The following is a 17,291-nucleotide window of genomic DNA, read 5'->3' as shown; positions in this document are numbered from 1 at the left end:
CGCGCCGGCACCGGGATCCTTTTCCCCCTATATCCTGCCCCTTGCCCGTAAACACACGTTCGACCGGGAGCTGACCTGCGATGCCGGAGCGTCCTGACCGCCGCCCCTCGCCGCCGTCCGCCGCGAAGCGCGCGGGATGGCGGCGCTCCGCCTCCCCGGACGCGGCGCCGCCGCCCGCTCCGGCACCGGCACCGGCCTCCCCCGCTCCCCCGCCCCCGGAGCACCGCAGTGTGATCGACTCCGCGGTCTACCGCGACGGCCGCCGGGTCGCCTCCCCCGCCACCCTGGCCGAGACCTTCCGGCAGCTGCGCGAGGAGCCCGAAGGGATGGCATGGATCGGCCTGCACCGGCCGACGGAGAGCGAACTGCACTCCCTCGCAGCCGAGTTCAACCTCCACGAACTCGCCGTCGAGGACGCCCTCGAAGCCCATCAGCGCCCCAAGCTGGAGCGCTACGGCGACACCCTCTTCGTCGTCCTGCGCGCCGCCCGCTACCTCGACGCCCAGGAGGAGGTCGAGTTCACCGAGCTCCACGTATTCGTCGGCCCGGACTTCCTGATCACGGTCCGCCACGGCAGCACCCCGGACCTCTCGGCGGTGCGCAGCCGCATGGAGGCCAACCCGGACCTCCTCTCCCTGGGCCCGGAGGCCGCGCTGTACGCCATCCTCGACGCGGTGGTCGACGGCTACGCCCCGGTGGTGGAGGGCGTCCAGACGGACATCGACGAGATCGAGACGGAAGTCTTCCGCGGCGACCCGGCGGTCTCCCGCCGCATCTACGAACTCTCCCGCGAGATGGTCGAGTTCCAGCGCGCGACCCGCCCCCTGGTCGGCATGCTCCACGGCCTGATGGCGGGCTTCGCGAAGTACGGCACGGACGAGGAACTCCAGCGCTACCTCCGCGACGTGGCGGACCACGTCACGCACACGAGCGAACGCGTCGACGGCTTCCGCCAGGCCCTGACCGAGATCCTCACGGTGAACGCCACCCTGGTCTCCCAACAACAGAACGCGGAAATGCGCGCCTTGGCCGAAGCCGGCTTCGAACAGAACGAGGAGATCAAGAAGATCTCCGCCTGGGCCGCCATCCTCTTCGCCCCCACCCTGGTCGGCACGATCTACGGCATGAACTTCGAGACCATGCCGGAACTGCAGTGGGCAGCCGGCTACCCCTTCGCAATCCTGCTGATGGCCGTCGTCTGCGTCAGCCTGTACGTCATCTTCAAGAAGCGGGATTGGCTGTAGCGACTCGCCGCACGGGCTTGATCAACTTAGCGCAAGCGAACCTTAGATCACACACTCAGAGGCCCCGTGGGGAGAATTTGGGGAGAATGCGCGACAGAGGGCCGACCGGGCGCGATTCCTCCACCCACCGAGAGGCGGCGCCCAGTACCAACACCCAGAATACGACGCGCCGCCCACCGGACGTCACTCAGCGAGAGAGGGCGGAACTGCCCCAGAGTGCGGCCCTCCCAACATATGAACCTTGCCCGCCAGCACCAGACCTGCCAGCGATTGCCCAACCCATCGCTGATCGGGTTCGCTGCCCACTCCACATGTGCGTCGAGGTCATGGGCGGACAGCTCATTCTGCGAGGCACGCCGCTTCACCCAGCTACAAGAATGGGCACCCCTGCAGGTGATGGACACGACCGCGAAAGATGCCACCCGATCGCGCCCGTGGCAGTACGTTGGGCTTCCCTTCGTCTCTTCATAGGAGTCAACGACCTTGAGCCTGCCCGATGTTGTTGGAGAGGTTGCGACCGGATCGGCCGTCGCGCTGGTCAGTGGAGCGGTCACAGGCGGCGCGGCTTGGGTTGCACTGAAGATCCGCGAGCTTGTACATCGAGGCACCCCTGCTGAGCGGGATGCTCTGATCACGGTTCTCAACGATCGAAGGGCCACCTAGGAGGAACTCGTAGCCCGCCTGACGCCGCTGATTCGAGCGCACCTCGACTCGCATCCGGAGGCGATCCCCGAGTTCAAGACGCTGACCGTCATCGGACCCACCACCTACAACCAGCACAACACCGGCAACGGCTTGTTCATCGGCGGTGACAACCACGGCAGCCTGACGATCAACCATGGTGGTCGCGAGCGTGACTGACCAGCCCCCTGAGACCGAGCAGAAGGTCGTAAACCAGACGAACCACGGTTCGGGCACGTTCGTAGCCGGCAACGTTCTCGGCAGCATCGTGAACCTCTTCGTACCCACCCAACGACGGAGCCGCCCTGCATCGACCACCCACACTGACGCACCCGAGGACGACTACGAAGACATCAGCGGGTCGCTCGTCGGGGCCGTCTTCCTGGCAGCCATCTCCGGAACCGCAATCGTCTATTGCATCCGAGGCTTGCCTTTCTCCGGCGTAGGACCAACTCCCGGCATAGCAGAACGGGTCATGGTTGGGATCCTGTTCACATACGCCTTCTTCGCCTGCGCCGCAGCGTTCCTCGCGCGGGCCGCGCAGGGCCTAGAAGTATGGGCAGGAAGGTGCGCCGACATCACCGTCCAAACCAGGGGTGGCAGAGCTGCACTCCTACCCGCATGCGTGGCTCGAGCTTTGGCAACCACTGCCTCCGGGGTGGCAACGACGGCTGCCCTGGTGGCCTTCTTCTACGGGTGGGCTGAATTCGGCGCCAATGTGCAGGAGAGGGCATATATCGCACGCGACAACGCAGCCGCAAACGCCTCACGGGCGAGCGCCGCGACCCGGAAATGCTGACGGACGCACCGAAAGGTCCGCTCCGCGCCTCCATCTTCCGCTAGGGCGACCGCTCGCTAACCAACTCGCATCCGTCGGGGCCCGGCTTGGAGAAGGCCGGTACGGCGGCGTGGTGACCGTCCACGCAGCCCTGCGCTGCATGCGCACTCCGACTCCGTAGATGTCCGGCGACCGGCGGCTGGGCTGTGAACGCACACCGGTTCCCGCACGACTGGGCGTGCCCGGTGGGCCAGGACGCCCCAATCCCGCCCCCAACCCCCGATTGATGCGGGATCATGTGAGCACCAAGCGGATCTATCGCCCCGCGGCAGCAGGGCAGGATGGGCGGGTGCGGTGGCAAGCAAAGTGCATGCGGCGGTCTTCGACTACAAGGCCGTGTTCCAAGCCGGAACAACAACCCCCCACCCGGACATGTACCAGCTTCTCCACCTTCTCGACCAGCAGGGGGTGGACTGGGTACTGCTGACAAATCAGTCGATTGACGCCGTCGAGATCTGCAGCGCGGTCGGGCTGCCACAGCCTGTACTCCACCTTTCCCAGGAAGACATCCCCGGCCGCAAGGCTCGAGGCAGTGGACTCTGGCTGGACCAGGTGGCCGAACGGCTCCACCTCCGCAAGAACCAGCTGGTGATCGTCGGTACCACGGAGTGGGACTGGATGACCGGCATCAACGCCGGCGTGCTCTACATCCACGCCCGCTGGGCGAGCGCTCTAGGCAAGCAAATAACCGCCCTGACGGCGGACGACCCGGCGGACCTCTACTGGTTGCTCGACCGGCACCTCCTTCACGAGCCGCAGTGGATCTTCGCCCTTGACGATGAGAAGCGTGCGCTCCGGGTGCGCTCGCTCTTCCAGCCTGACGAGTCCTTCCCCGGCACCAGCCCGACGTCCTTCAACTTGAAGACCGTCTTCACCTACGACCACAAAGTGACCATTGGGGACGGGAGTGCGCGCGACATCCTGATGTTGCACCTGCTCTTCTCGGCCTACCTGGACGGCTCGCTGCCTCACCGAGCCTGGTTCTGCGTCTACCCAAGCAGCACGCCTGGTCGGGTCAACGACCAACTCGCCGAGTTTCTTGAGCCCGCCAAGGTCATGGTGGGCTCGTACTACAAGGGAGACCTGCTCGTCCGGGCAAGCAAGGCGACGGACACCAGCCTGGCCCGCGCCACCGGGCGCCATGACACCGTTTCAATCGCCACCCAGGCCAACACCGTTCACCTCAACCCGAAGTACCGAAGCACCGTCAGGGGAAAGACCGTAATCGTCTTCGACGACTTCACCACCGAGGGCATGAGCTTGGACTGGGCCAGGAACTTGCTCACCAAGGCTGGCGCCCGGCAGGTCATTGGCGTGACCATCGGCAAGTACCGCAAGCCCTACACGCTCTTCACCCCGCGGCCCGGCGTCACGATAAGCGCGTTCGCTACCAATGCTCTGACGTCGGCCGACTTCACCACCGAGTACCTCTCCCCCGGTTTTGGTACAGGGCCCGGTGACCTGCTCCGAGAGACCATGAGCAAGATCATCACTGGAGACACCGGTATTCCCGGCATCGGGCCAGGTGCCGACAGCCCGCGGTAGATCGCAGTGCCGACCGTGCTGCGCTCCGGCAACTGGGGACTGGCCCATTGCTGACCGGTCACCGCTAACCCGATGCACATCTACAAGGACGCGACCAGCGCCGCATCCGCGACTTCTTGAACGAGCTCGCCGCCGACCAGTTCGTCACCAGGTGCTGGGCGTACCTCTGCCTCACGAGGAGGAGCTCCAACATTGTGGTGTGGTCCATCTCCGCTGGGGCGGTCGAGCAACGATGCAAAAACTAGGAGGCCGCAGAGTGACTCCTTCCGGTGTACCCTCACGAAGGGCATCATCTGGGAGCCCATGCAGCCTAGTTACAGCCAGGCCGAGCAGCTTGCGGCGGTCTAGCGCACCGGTTACCGCACCGGAACCTCCAGCGCCTCCAAGGGCTCTGTCGAAAACGGACGGTTGAACCAGCTCATTCCGACGTCATCCCAACCGAGTGCCGCGAGACAAAGCGGGGGCAGTAGCCCTGCAGTCGGCGGGACGAGGCTTCGTTACAGATCAGCGATCGAGAGCTGATGGTAAGGCTCTTTTGCACGAGTCGGCGAAGCCGGTGCCGTGTCCAACCGCTCAAGAACATCGTCAAGCGTGGCCACCTCGACAGCCCGGCCGGCGGCGACCATCTTGGCAGCCCAGGACTCCTGCGCGACCAGCGACCGCAGGAGGAACACGCGCTTGCCATGCTCGTACGCAATCCTCGCCTGCATCTTGGCGCCGGAGGTCCTGGACGCCTCGATCACGATGCTTCCCAGGGCGCTTCCTGAGGTGACGACGTTACGCCTGGGAAAGGTCCACCTTGCCGGGTTCGACAGGGGCCAGAACTGCGAGAACAGCGCCCCGCCCTCGTGCACGATTCGCTTGGCCAGTCCCTCGTTCGCCGCAGGGTAGACCTTCGACGCGATGCCGTGGCCCAGGACTGCCACCGTCCGGCCCCCGGCGTTCAGCGCCGCTGCGTGCGCGGCGGAGTCGATGCCCAGCGCCAAGCCGGAGTACACGGCGACATCTGCCGCGACCAGCCCCTTCGACATCCGCATCGCGCGGCTGATTCCGTCCTCACTCGCGCCGCGCGTTCCGACGACGGCCACCGAACGGCGGTCAGCGTCCGACAGGTCTCCTAGATGGAAGAGGAATGGGGGCCTGTCCGGCACAAGCCGCAGGTTCGCGGGGTAGGCGGCGTCCAGCACGGTGACGATCCGCGCACCGGCCAGCTCCGCAGCCTCCAGCTCGACGGCTACGCGAGCACGAGCCTCCGCAAGGTGGGGTAGGCCAGTACGCAGGATCGGCAGGCTATCCCGGGCCGTTTCGGACTGCTCCCGGATGTTCCCCTCGAGCGTTGCCGCGATGCCCGCTGGGCTATCGCATGTGCGGGCCAGCAGGCTCCAGTCCACGGACTTGTCATTGACGCGAAGCGCACACAGAGCAAGTAGGTCTCGATGGGTCTGAGGGAGTTCGCCGGGCAGCCCGCTTCGGAGGGCGTCGGATACAGGGGGCGCCATGATCATTCCTTCTACTCGCGGCCCGAAACTGTTCGAAGGGCGGTGCGCTACTACTTGGGCCTACTGCCATCATGGCCCACCCCACCCACAAGGCTCCAGCCAGCACACCGACCTGACCTGTCTCCGCGCATGCGCAGGGGACGGCCAGCCAGACGAAGCCTCGGCCTCGGTTTGACGGCGAGAGAAGCGCGACGGCCTGGTCCCATACCTGCTGGCCCGCTGACCTTGAGTCGCGCATAGCAAGGCGACCATCCTCTCCTCCCAAGTCCAACGTGTTGCCGGGGAGGCCATAAAGATCTTGGTCAAAGAGTGACGCAACCAGCCTTCCCGCTTCGCTGGTGCCACCGGGGGGTTGGGGAATGCGCTGCCCTCGCCTGAGCCTTCCAGCCACCCGCCGAGCCTGCTGCCAGAGCAATGGTCATCGCGGAGCCGTACCGACACAGGTCCCCTGAGGGGCCGGAGCCGATCTGGAAGCTCCGAGCATTCGGGCAGAAGTAGGTAAACGGGATCGACGGCTCGGTCAGGGCGCACGGAGTCAATGTGGCGTAGCCCAACGTGCACAGATGCCTCGCTAAGCAGCAGCCGGTCGTCTCCGAATGCTCTCCGACGGGGAGATTCCGGGGAGAACAAAGCCCCGCTGGGCACAGCTCTGCGGGGAGGTGGGCGCGGGAGCGACGCTCGACGCCGGGTAGCGCCTTCAGTGAGACCGCGCAATCGGCGCCAGCGCGGCCCGGGAATCACCTGCATGGATTCCATGGAGTTGCGCGGTGAGGAGGCACCGAAGTCTCATCCGTGGTCACTCAGGCAGGAAGGCCCCGCCGAGTCCCTTACCCGCTGATAGGATCATCTTGCGGTTGTCTCGGGGGGGTACGACGTGACGGGTGCTGAACGTAGTCGGTCCGCGCAGGCGCGGTCTCGCAAGTCCGCCACCTGGCGCAAGACGGTCACGGACAGGGCGCTCATGGAGGCCCGTGGCTGCCTGCGAGACTGGCAAGACGGCCGGCAGTCGGCCCAGGAACTCAAAGCCGTCGCCGAGAGGATCATCGCGCCCGAGTATCAGGGGCGTGTTCTGATCGAGCTGTTGCAGAACGCCCACGACGCGCACCCCTCACGTGCCCTAGACGGGCGCCTCGAGATCCTCCTCGACGAAGACGAGGGCCAACACGGCACCCTGTACGTCGCCAACGGCGGAAGGCCCTTGGGTGCTGGGGACTTCGTCGACCTGTGCAACATCGGGCTCTCCAGCAAGCGCCCCGACGAGGGCATCGGGCACAAGGGCGTCGGCTTCAAGAGCGTTCTCCAACTCACCGAGTCCCCCGAGCTGTACAGCGTGTCACGGGCCGGTTCGAAGACGTTCGACGGCTTCTGCTTCCGCTTCGCCCTGCCCGGCGACTTCGCCTGGCTGGCCCGTCAAGTCGACCCCGACCAGGAAGGCCTGGCTGCCCACCTGGAGGACAACCTCTTCCGGCTCAAAGTGCCGATCCCCTTGGACGAAGTGCCGGAGGCCACCCAGCGCTTCGGGCGGCGGGGTTTCGTCACCGTCGTCCGGCTTCCGCTGCGCTCGCCGGAAGCGGCCAAGGCCGCCCGGGATCAGCTCGGTGAACTGATGGACGGCGCCGCCCCCTTCGAGCTCTTCCTGAACCGTTTGGAACGGGTGACCCTCGGCCGCAGGACGGCAGGCAGGACCCAGCGAAAGAGTTACGACCGCACGGTGCGCCAGCTCTACCGCTACCAGGGCCTCACGGTCCAAGAGGTCACATTGCGCCGGGGGGTGCGCCTGATCCTGGTGCGGGCGAAGGTCGACGAGCAACTGGCGCGGACCGCCATCGCAACCTCCGTTGATGAGGGAACCCTGCGCCCCGACTGGGCGGTGTGGGCGAAGAAGGCCGAGGTCAGCGTTGCCGTTCCGGTCGGCGATCCGCTGGACCGCGGCCGGCTCTATACGTTCCTCCCCATGGGGGAGCAGATCTCCTCGCCGCTCAACGGCTTCGTCAACGCGCCGTTCTTCGCCGAACTGAACCGGCGGTCCTTCAACGAAGCCATGCCCTGGAACGACCTTCTGCTGGACACCCTCGCGACGGCCTGCGCTCGTGCGGTCCTGCTCGGCGGCCGGGGGCGTCTCCCGCTGCCCGCCGGGGCACTGACAGACATGATGTGCTGGAGCCCGGACCAGGTGGAGCGGCTGGAAGCGGCGTTCGACGCGCTCGGCCACGAACTGGACTACGTGCCGTTCATGCCGGTGCTCGCCCCGGCCGGCGGGCGTACCTCCTTCAGGTACGGATACCTGTGGACCGGCCAGGACACCGCGAAGGTGTTCACCCCGGACGCCCTCGCCGCCACCGGCCTGGAACACCTCATCGACCCCGGGCTCCACCCTGTCCGGCTGCGGCGCCTCGCCGTGCTGGCCGACGCACGCCGGCTTGCCCTCACCCCGGGGCCGGCTCATGTTGCCGGGTGGGCCGAACGGCTGGCGCAGAAGACCCTCAAGGATCCCCTCGACCCGGGCTGGTGGGCCGACTTCTACTACGACCTGTCCGTCGACTTCCCGAATGCCTCGGCGCTGCACGGCAAGGAGATCATCCTTAGTTCCACGATGACCCTCGCTCCCGCCGGCGCGGAGAGCGTCTTCCTCGAACGAGGCACCGATTCCGCGTCCGCCCTCCCGGCCCTGCCCGCAGGGCTGATCGGTCACGTCCTCTTTGTCCATGAGTCGGTTGACTGGTCCGGAAAGCGCGCCAAGCGTCGGACCTCCGGGCGGCGCTGGCTGCAGTCCGAGCGCCTGGTCCAGGAGTACGGGTTCGAGGCCGTTCTCCGTGTGGTCACGGCGGCCATGGGAGCCGACGGCCAGGACGAGAGCCTGCGGTTCCAGTGCCTGCGGTACCTCTGCTCGGTATCAACCGCGCTGGAGCGAGCTGGCCGTAGGGCACCCGCGCTGCAGGGACTGACCGTACCGACCCGGGGTGGGTGGCTGGAGGCGAGCCGGGCCATGTTCGGGCCCGGCTGGCCCGGGGACCACCGTTCAGTGGACGAGACCCTGACCCGCTTCCTGGATGGTGTGCAAGGCATCCCCGTACTGGCGACGACCGCCGGCCGGCTCGTGCTGACACCCGAGGAGATCTGCGGGGAATCGGGCCTGACTCCCCAGACCATGCTGCGGTTCCTGGAACGCAACGGCGTACGCCATGGCCTGCGGCCCCGCTACGAGGCGTTCTTGGGCGGCGTCAGAGGGGAGGGGCTCAACAGGCCGGAATGGTGGTTTTCTGGCATGTGGCACAAGGACGCGGGCGGCGACTTCCCCAAGCAGTGGCGTGACACCGCCGAACACTGGCCCAATCGACGGCCCGTCGCCCACGCCACCGTCGAATACCACCCGTCCCGCAAGGCGCTGGCCGTACTCCCCGGCCAGTACGACTACGCCGAATTCGATGAGCAGAGCCGCCGGTTGTACGCGGAACTCATCGTGCACGGTCTTGGGACCTGGCAGGACAGCGATCTCGAGACGAGGTTCGTCCGTCCCGTGTCGGACAGCTACGGCACTCCGTGGCCGACACCGCTGTCGGCCTTCCTCGCCCAGGCACCCTGGATCCCCCAGATACCTGCTCAGGGAGGCGGGGTCATCTTCGCCCCGGCCGCCACGGCATGGTGGTGGTACTCCCACGAGACTCCACCCGACTACCTGACCGTGGTTCCCCCTGCGCTGCGTCGGCGGCAGTCCGCGGGGGTGCCCGACCGGCTGCGTCTGCTGGGCATCCGCGCCTGGGACGATCTGCGGAGCGCATCCGACCGGCTCCGTCATCTCCCCGCCCTCGTGGAGGAGCACGGGTACCTTCGCCAAGGGATTCACCGGTACGCGCTGAGCCGGGCATACGAGCAGGCCTGGTCGGAAATGCTCTCCGCACCCGAGGGCGCAGCGACCTCCCTGGCAGCGCCGGACCTCCTGCTCGTCGCACGGGCTGGCGTACTGGAGGCCCATCGGAGCGTGCCGGAGGGCGAGACCGTCTACGTACCCGACCCGCAGGGGGCACAGAACCAGAAACTACTCGAACGCGTCCCGGTTCCCCTCCTGCCTGTCGAGGACAGAATGCTCGGCCTGCGGATCCACAGGTACCTGAAGGCGCGAGGGGGATTCGCGGTCCGCCGCGCAAGCAAGGCCGACACCGACATCCGCGCAGGGGTCCTGCCCCTGGGCCAGGCACCGCGCGAATCGCTGCTGACATACGCGGGTTCATGGCTCCGCACGTTCGTGGCCGCGGCGGTGGAGCTCGATGAGGAAAGGTCCTCGCGCCCGGACCCCGTAGCGCTGCCGGAAGTAATCCGGCGCTTGCAGGCGTGCGAGTTCACCGTGGCGCGCGAGGCCGTCGTTTGGGTCGCCGGGCACAGAGTCGAAGAATCGGCCGCCGATCACTCGCTCCTGCACCAGGACCCCACGCAACCGTGCCTCGTCATCCTGCACACGGGAGAGCCCACGAAGTGGCGGCTGCTGCGGAACGCGGCGGCGGGGCTCGCCGGTCTCGTCGGCGCGCCCTACCTGGCCAAGGGCCTGCGCGCGGCGCTCATCGAGCTACAGGAACGCTGCCCGCAGACGGAGGAGATCAACGACGAGCAGATCGCGGCCGCGCTCGACGTGCCCCTGCGCAGGCTGGAACTCGTCCTCGCGGACCGGGCCTCGCGGCGCTCCGGAAGCGCCCTGCTCGTCCCCCTCCTCGCCTGCGTCGACATCGACCTCGCGGAGGAGCTGCAGCGGAGCCTGGAGAGCTTCCACGGTCGTGCCGAACTGCGTGACTGGCTTACGGGCAGGCTCGATATCCACCGTGCGGACGTGCTGCTGCGGCTGCTCGACGATGACGACCGGCAGCGGCAACTGGCGGAACTGTCGGTCTCGCTGGCCGACGCCAACCAGGCGTGGCGGACCCTGGGGCTGCCCACGCTCGACCACCAGGCCAGGCACCGACAGCAGTTCGAAGCGTGGCTGCAACGGAACCAGCCGGCCCTCGCCGCGCGGGTCCGCGACGCCCACGCCGGCGTGCACCGGTCAGGTCGCTCCCTCGCCGGATACCTGAGGCTGCGCTCGCTGCCGGGATTCGAGCCCGACCCCCTGTGGCACACGACCCTGTGGGACCTGTCACCCGAGCTGCTCCAGTTCCACGCGGACGCCTGGGCCGCGGCCCGACTTCCGGCTCCGCCCCGTCGACAGATCACCCTGCGCCCCCTGGAGGAGGTCCGCGAGACGTCCATCGGCGTGGTCCACCGATCGCTGCCTAGGCTACGAGGCCTCATCGAGGAGTGGACGCGACGCGCAGGTACCGCATCGGCTCCCTCCCTGCCGGGTGCCGCCGACCTCGTCCAGAAGCTGGACGAAGAGGGCTTGCTCGATTTCGAGGCCCTCACCTCTGCGGTCCTCATCGGCTGGCTAAAGGGCCACGGCTACTGGCCCGACGGGATGCCCGCGACGGATCGACGCGCCGAACTGGGTCTGGATACGTCCCACGTGCCACTGCCCGGGCAGCGTTCCGGTAGCAGCTCACCCTCCGGGTCCAACCCCGTGGCGGGGGGACCGGGACCGCACATCCTGCTCAACGGGATGCCCCTGCCTACTCAGCCGGACGAACTGAGGGAACTTGCCCAGGCGGTCGCTGGCGATCTGACCCCCGAGCAACTGGCCACGCCCGCCCAGCCGACAGGGGTCCTGGCCCCGGTCGTTGGCAAACCCCGTCGAGCACCGGGGTCAGGCGGCGGATCCGGCGGCTACCGCGCCCCCACCACCGACCAGGACAAGACCACAGCCATCGGCCTCGCCGGTGAGACGGTCGTGGGTGCCTGGCTGCGTCAGCAGTTCGGTGTCCCCGAGGAGACCTCCTGGAAATCCAGCCTGCGTTCCCATGTCATCGCCGGCGGACTGGGGGACGACAGGCTGGGCTACGACTTCCGCATCCACGACGGAGACCGAACGTACCTGTACGAGGTCAAGGCCTCGGTCGGCAACAGCGGCGAGTTCATCCTCGGAGACTCCGAGGTGGAACGGGCCTCTCACCTGGGCCCGGACGAGACATACATCATCGTGTACGTCTCTGACGTCCTGGACCGCACCCGCCGCCGCATCACCTCGCTACCTAATCCCTTCGGCGCACCAGGCCTGGCTGGTTACGAACTGGTCAGCACGAGGATGCGGCTCCGCTTCACCCTCTCAAGGTAGAGGGCCCCGGCTGATGCTCGTCGAACCCATATACGAACACCGGTAGATCGAGGCCCTGCACCACATCAGAGACGACCAGCGTGCCTCCTCATCGGAATCGCCTGGTGACCTGCAGCCCGGCTTCGCCTGGGGGCACGACGACAGGGAATCGTCGGGTCCCGGCAGATCAGTTGAACTTCCGCGATGCGACGCCGCACCAATAGCAACCGCCCCTTGTCCACCACAACGGCGGTGGCAACAGGTCGCTCAGACTCATCGGCCACAGGGACCACAACCTCCACATCCTGCAGTGTCACTCAGCGGCAATCCACCGCCAGAAGCTGCCTGCCCTGGGGGAAGCTGGGGAGGAATGAGGCCTCGTTGGGGGGCCGCTGGGGGGGAATCGGCTGCATAAACGGGCAGCAGGAAGAAAGAGCCGGAAAGGCCGATTGCTGCAGGCCAGACCGCCTGCATACCCGATTTCCGCAGGTCAGCGGCGTGAGGGCGACGACTTCACTGACGCGTGGTGTCGCCGGGTAGGCCACCAGTCCGCCTGCTGGACATCGCGGCCGGCCGTGGCAGCGCCGAGGTTGAATTCGCCTCGGCCCCATAGCGGGACCGGCGGGGTTCCCTGGCCCGCGCATCGGCCAGAAGACCCTGATCGGATACGACGATTCTCGGAGCGCGGTCTGTGCGGGCATTAGCCATTGCTTTCGGGGTTGGTGACCCGTCGCCGGTGAGCGGCGATGCCCCTCGGCGTTGCCGGTGTCCCGTGCTCCCACTTTCGCGGCGGTAGGGTTGGGAACCCTCGCAGGCTATGCGCCGTCAGAGGCGTCGGAGGCCTTCCGGTGCCAGGCCTCCGCCTGGGCGGCGCGCCCAGTGTCCTGCAGCAGAACTACGAGATTGTACATCGCGTCGATGTAGCCGGTGTCGGCGGCTCTCCGGTACCAGCGTTCCGCCGGGCCGCTGCGCCCGCTGTTGTGCAGCAGGACTCCGAGGTTATTCATGCAGACGGCATTGCCGGCGTCTGCGGCTTTTCGGTACCAGGCTTCCGCCTGGCCGCTGCGCCCGGAGTTCAGCAACAGCAGTCCGAGGTTCTGCATGGCGTTGATGTTCCCCGCACTTGCGGCCTTCCGGTACCAGGTTTCGGCCTCGGCCCCGCGCCCCGTGCCCTCCAGCAGCAGTCCGAGGTTGTTCATGGCGTCGGCGTTTCTGGTGTCGGCGGCTTTCCGGTACCAGGCTTCCGCCTCAGCGGTGCGCCCGGTGTCCTCCAACAGCAGCGCGAGGCTGAACATAGCCCCGCTATGTCCGGCTTCAGCGGCGCCCCGGAGCCAGGGTTCCGACTCATCGATGCGCCCGGTGTCGCCCAGCAGCAGCGCGAGGCTGAACATGGCCTCTGTGTCTCCGGCTTCGGCGGCCTGCAGGTGGTGCTGCTCCTCCTCCTCGGTTTCAGAGACCTCCGCTGCCGGATCGGAGATGGCCCCGGGGGCAAGGCGGGCGGAGCGCAGGAGTGCGGCAACGTCTTCGGCAGTGAAGGGACGGCCGGCGGGCTCTTTGGCAAGAAGAGAGGTGACGAGGGTGTCGATGCTGGGCGGGATGGCGGGCTGGCGGGTGCTGGGCGGTTCGGGAACAGTAGACAGGTGCATGGCGATGACGGCGTACGCAGAGTCCGCTGTGAACAGGGCGCGCCCCGTGAGGAGCTCGTACAGACTGACGCCCAGGGCATATAGGTCGACCGCGTGCGTCGGTGTCTGTCCACGGAGTTGCTCAGGAGCCATGTAGAGAGGGCTGCCGAGCAGCGCTCCGGTCGTGGTCAAGCCGAGCGTGCCGTCCTGGATCTGGGCGATCCCGAAGTCACAGATCTTGACGGTGCCGTCGTCGAGCAGCATGAGGTTGGACGGTTTGATGTCGCGGTGGACGATGCTCCGCGCGTGGGCGGCGGCCAGCCCGTCGCACACTTGAGCGCCATACTCCAGCACCATCTCCAGGGGAAGCCCGCCGGGGTGGTCCTCACGTAGGACCGTCGCGAGATCACGCCCTTCCAGAAACTCCATGACGAGGAACGGAGAGACTTCCTCCTGCCCATCGCCTCTCGTCTCACGGTGCTCACCGAGGTCGTGGACGACGGCGATGTTGCGGTGGTTCAGCCGGGCGGCTGCCTCGCCTTCACGGCGGAAGCGTGCCAGGACCTGGGCGGCGAGCCGGTCATCACGGAGATGCGTGGCCAGCACCATCTTGATGGCGACGGTACGACGCAGCCGCAGATCGGACGCCGCCCACACCTCTCCCATGCCACCCTGCCCCAACCGGCTGTCGAGCTGGTAGCGGCCTGCTAACTCCATCCCCCTATGCATACAGATCAGGGTATGCGACCCGTCCGCGATTGATCAGGAAACATCCGAACCCGCCGCCGCGCCACCTCCCGCGGCTGGCCCGGCAGTCTGGCAGTGCTGGTGCCGGGACCGGTTCGGCTGCCGACAAGCTGAAATACACGACCCGCAGAAGCGCGCCTCGTCCGAGCGAAGCGCTCCGTTGGGGTGTGCTCCACGCCCTTTGTGGCTCAGTCCTGCCTCGCAGGTCCAGAGCTCGGCGTAGCTCGCAATACAGACGGCGAGTCCATCGGCGGCGCCAGGAGGTGATTGGGAACACGGCTCCGATCAACGGAATTCGGCCCTCCCGCTGTCCTCTGCTTACGCCTCTGGCAGGGGCGGCTGCGACCACTGTGCCGACGGCACAGGCCCTCCACCCAGCAGGTCGCGCAGCACGGCCGCGTTCTCCTCACCGAATGGCCGCAGAAGGCGGAGCGCGGTCCCCAAAAGATCGGCGTAGACGAGCAACGCCCGAGCGCCGGGCGGGCCAGCTGTCTGTGTGGAAAAGTTACACCTCAAGGCGTACCCCCCAGGCGTCATAGCCAGGGCCTCGACGACCCCCTCCTCCTGCCCCAGTGCCGCGCTGATGCCGTCCAGTTGCGGGTCGTTGGTGACATCTTCGCCAGGCGAGTCGTATCCGATACTCCGGTTCGGCGTCATCATGCGAATCGACGTGAGCGTGATGCCGTGTCTGTTCGCCCGCTCACGTACCTCGGCCAACAACGGAACCTCGTGCTCCTCGGGGAACTCCAGATCCTTGCGACTGCCAGCGATGTACGCAATGAAATCGGGCCCCTGCAAAGCCAGTCGCCCTCGGTCCACCATCCAGCGCCAACTGCCACCCGTACCGGTGCCCGCGCTGCGCCCTTCGACGACCATGCAGACATGGGCCTTCCACGCGCCGACGGCGCTGCGCATGAGGTGTTGCAGATTCTCGGTGCTTGTAATGCCGCTGTCGAGCAGCGGCTTGATGTCCACAAGCGGCTGGATACGCCGCCAGAAGTCTTCGTCGCCGATCTCCTCCGAGGACAACAGCAGGCTTAAAGAGGTGGCGTCGAGGGACGAGCGCAGCGGCACCTCGCCAGGGAAGTCTGTCATCGACCGGCCGCTGCCTTGCCACATTGCGGCCATGAAACTGGAAAGCCGATGCGCCACACCCGGGCTCGTGCGCCGGCCGAGCGTGGTCAGGGCGGCACGAGTCGGGGCCTCCCGGCCCTCGCGGGCCGCACCCACTCCCAGGTCCACCGAGGCGAGGAACTGCTCCACCTGGTCCTGTCCCATGATCCCGCGACCGCCTTCGACGATCGCGTCGGAAGCGAGTGCAACCGGCGAGCGGGTCGCCGAGTGGGCAGGCAGGGCCCCAAGCCCGAAGGGATCCAGAACGAGCGTCTGCCGCTCCCCCGCGATGTTGTCCAGTCGAGTCCACGCAGGACCTTCTCCGACCTGCCCCAGCGGCACGACGAGCGGATGCTGCTCTCGTTCGAGCAACAACACGTCGTTGGCGAGGAGAACCGGATCGGAGGAAGCCCGCAGATAGACCCGCCGTTCAGCCGCCCGGCTGCCGCTCTTCCATGTCATCAACAGGTCAGGAACGTAGGTGTGGTTGAAGAAGGTGGTCCGGACGATCTTGGCCGAGGGATACACCGCAAGCAGCCGACGCTGCACCACGTCCTTCACCCGTTCGACCGCCTCACGGGGGTCGGGGTGGTCGAGCGCGCGATCGATCTCAGGCGCGACGGGAGTCACCATGATGTCTTCCCCTGGCTGTTGTAGAAGCGGGCGACGACTCCACGCCAGTCGTCGAGTGGAACGAGCTTCTCCTGCTTCTCCGACATGACCACGATCCAGAGCCGCGCCGACAGCTCATTGACGATCTCGTCCTTGATCAGTTCTCGGGCTTCGTCGAGATCTTCCGTGCCCAAAGCGCGAACCGCTTCGGCCAGGACGGCTTCCCGGATCGTGTCCGGTGCTGTGAGCACGTCCCAATCGCGTGCACGGAACGGCGCCCAGCTGATCCACATGTAGTGATCGCCGAGCATGTAGTCCTTGCTGAGCGCGACGTAGCACTTGGCCAGAAAGCTCTTGTACTCCGTACCTTGATCACTCGAGTTCCGGCGCCACTTGACCTCGGCGCAGAACATCTGGCCATCCCAGTCCCCGCCACGCATGACCCCGCCGAGGTCGTAAGAGAACTGCTTCTCATTACCGTGCGGCCAGTGGAGGGTGAGCTTCTTCGCCCAGGCACCGTCCGTGTTGGTGTACGACTGGGCCACCCGCATGGTGCCCTCGAGCCATCTCTTCGCCCGCTGGACGGCCTCTGCACCTATGAGGTGCGCTTCTTCACCCGGCACCGGGAAAGGGTGCCTCAGCTACGTTTCCGCTTCAAGTGGTTGAAACCGGCCACCCTCTGTCGGCCACCGGTCGGCACCTGCGCGCACTGCACGTAGCGGGGCCGCGTATCCGAACCATGCCTTAACCAACCACGATCTGTTCGCTGCGGTGTCCTCGGCTGGGGAGAATCTGGGGAGAATGAAGCCCCGTTGGGGAGTGGCTGGGGAGGATCGGCCGTACAAACTGGCAGCACGGTGAAAGAGGCGGAAAGGCTGATCGTTGTAGGTCGGACCGCCTGTTCGGGCTATTTCCGCAGGTCAGCGGCGCGAGGGTGACGACTTCAAGAAGATCTCCGCCTGGGCCGCCATCCTCTTTGCACCCACACTCGTGGGAACCATCTACGGCATGAACTTCGAGACCATGCCGGAGCTGCAGTGGGCAGCCGGCTACCCCTTCGCAATCCTGCTGATGGCGGTGGTCTGCGTCAGCCTGTACGTCATCTTCAAGAAGCGCGACTGGCTGTAGCCACTCGCGCCGGACCCTCTTCATCCAGCTCCCGCACCTTGGGGCTCTCCTCCGGGAACTCTGCGTGACGAGCGGCTACGGTGAGGC

General features: G+C 66.8%; 9 protein-coding genes and 1 pseudogene. 5 read left to right on the top strand and 5 right to left on the bottom strand.

Annotation, left to right across the window (positions count from 1 at the left end):
* The first annotated feature begins 80 nt into the window (after positions 1 to 80).
* On the top strand, positions 81 to 1,244 hold the full coding sequence (locus AB0O53_RS12145) for a magnesium and cobalt transport protein CorA (protein ID WP_350992406.1): 1,164 nt from the start codon (positions 81 to 83) through the stop codon (positions 1,242 to 1,244).
* A gap of 474 nt (positions 1,245 to 1,718) precedes the next feature.
* On the opposite strand, the gene AB0O53_RS12140 is transcribed toward AB0O53_RS12145, so the two are convergent.
* Complete coding sequence (locus AB0O53_RS12140; protein WP_365194934.1) at positions 1,719 to 2,084, bottom strand: hypothetical protein; 366 nt, start codon at positions 2,082 to 2,084, stop codon at positions 1,719 to 1,721.
* A gap of 13 nt (positions 2,085 to 2,097) precedes the next feature.
* Here AB0O53_RS12140 and AB0O53_RS12135 point away from each other — a divergent pair, with 13 nt between their 5' ends.
* A complete protein-coding gene (locus AB0O53_RS12135; RefSeq protein ID WP_365194931.1) occupies positions 2,098 to 2,724 on the top strand; it encodes a hypothetical protein in 627 nt (208 codons plus the stop codon).
* 333 nt (positions 2,725 to 3,057) lie between these two features.
* A complete protein-coding gene (locus tag AB0O53_RS12130; protein WP_365194928.1) occupies positions 3,058 to 4,308 on the top strand; it encodes a hypothetical protein in 1,251 nt (416 codons plus the stop codon).
* 497 nt (positions 4,309 to 4,805) lie between these two features.
* On the opposite strand, the gene AB0O53_RS12125 is transcribed toward AB0O53_RS12130, so the two are convergent.
* The gene (locus AB0O53_RS12125) at positions 4,806 to 5,699 is read right to left on the bottom strand and encodes a DNA-processing protein DprA (RefSeq protein ID WP_365194926.1); all 894 of its coding nucleotides are present in this window, start codon (positions 5,697 to 5,699) and stop codon (positions 4,806 to 4,808) included.
* A gap of 1,069 nt (positions 5,700 to 6,768) precedes the next feature.
* Here AB0O53_RS12125 and AB0O53_RS12120 point away from each other — a divergent pair.
* A complete protein-coding gene (locus tag AB0O53_RS12120) occupies positions 6,769 to 12,000 on the top strand; it encodes a sacsin N-terminal ATP-binding-like domain-containing protein (RefSeq protein WP_365194923.1) in 5,232 nt (1,743 codons plus the stop codon).
* Between the two features lie 794 nt (positions 12,001 to 12,794).
* Here AB0O53_RS12120 and AB0O53_RS12115 read toward each other — a convergent pair.
* From AB0O53_RS12115 to AB0O53_RS12105, 3 genes are all read right to left on the bottom strand, one after another.
* On the bottom strand, positions 12,795 to 14,321 hold the full coding sequence (locus AB0O53_RS12115; protein ID WP_365194920.1) for a serine/threonine-protein kinase: 1,527 nt from the start codon (positions 14,319 to 14,321) through the stop codon (positions 12,795 to 12,797).
* 348 nt (positions 14,322 to 14,669) lie between these two features.
* The gene (locus AB0O53_RS12110; protein ID WP_365194918.1) at positions 14,670 to 16,097 is read right to left on the bottom strand and encodes a hypothetical protein; all 1,428 of its coding nucleotides are present in this window, start codon (positions 16,095 to 16,097) and stop codon (positions 14,670 to 14,672) included.
* A complete protein-coding gene (locus AB0O53_RS12105) occupies positions 16,091 to 16,699 on the bottom strand; it encodes a hypothetical protein (RefSeq protein ID WP_365194915.1) in 609 nt (202 codons plus the stop codon). Before AB0O53_RS12105 ends, AB0O53_RS12110 begins: the two co-directional genes overlap by 7 nt.
* Before the next feature lie 319 nt (positions 16,700 to 17,018).
* Here AB0O53_RS12105 and AB0O53_RS12100 point away from each other — a divergent pair.
* Positions 17,019 to 17,204: pseudogene (locus AB0O53_RS12100) on the top strand (CorA family divalent cation transporter); the annotation flags it as partial.
* Positions 17,205 to 17,291 lie beyond the last annotated feature (87 nt).

It is taken from the genome of Streptomyces erythrochromogenes (genome assembly GCF_040684695.1).
Taxonomy (GTDB): Bacteria; Actinomycetota; Actinomycetes; order Streptomycetales; family Streptomycetaceae; genus Streptomyces; species Streptomyces erythrochromogenes_C.
Note: the sequence above shows the minus strand (reverse complement) of the source record. Positions and strands in the feature narration are given on the sequence as shown.

Excerpts from the sequence above, each read along its gene's own strand:
- AB0O53_RS12145 (WP_350992406.1), top strand. The coding sequence starts at position 81 with ATGCCGGAGCGTCCTGACCGCCGCCCCTCGCCGCCGTCCGCCGCGAAG.
- AB0O53_RS12140 (WP_365194934.1), bottom strand. The coding sequence starts at position 2,084 with ATGGTTGATCGTCAGGCTGCCGTGGTTGTCACCGCCGATGAACAAGCC.
- AB0O53_RS12120 (WP_365194923.1), top strand. The coding sequence starts at position 6,769 with ATGGAGGCCCGTGGCTGCCTGCGAGACTGGCAAGACGGCCGGCAGTCG.
- AB0O53_RS12115 (WP_365194920.1), bottom strand. The coding sequence starts at position 14,321 with ATGGAGTTAGCAGGCCGCTACCAGCTCGACAGCCGGTTGGGGCAGGGT.
- AB0O53_RS12110 (WP_365194918.1), bottom strand. The coding sequence starts at position 16,097 with ATGGTGACTCCCGTCGCGCCTGAGATCGATCGCGCGCTCGACCACCCC.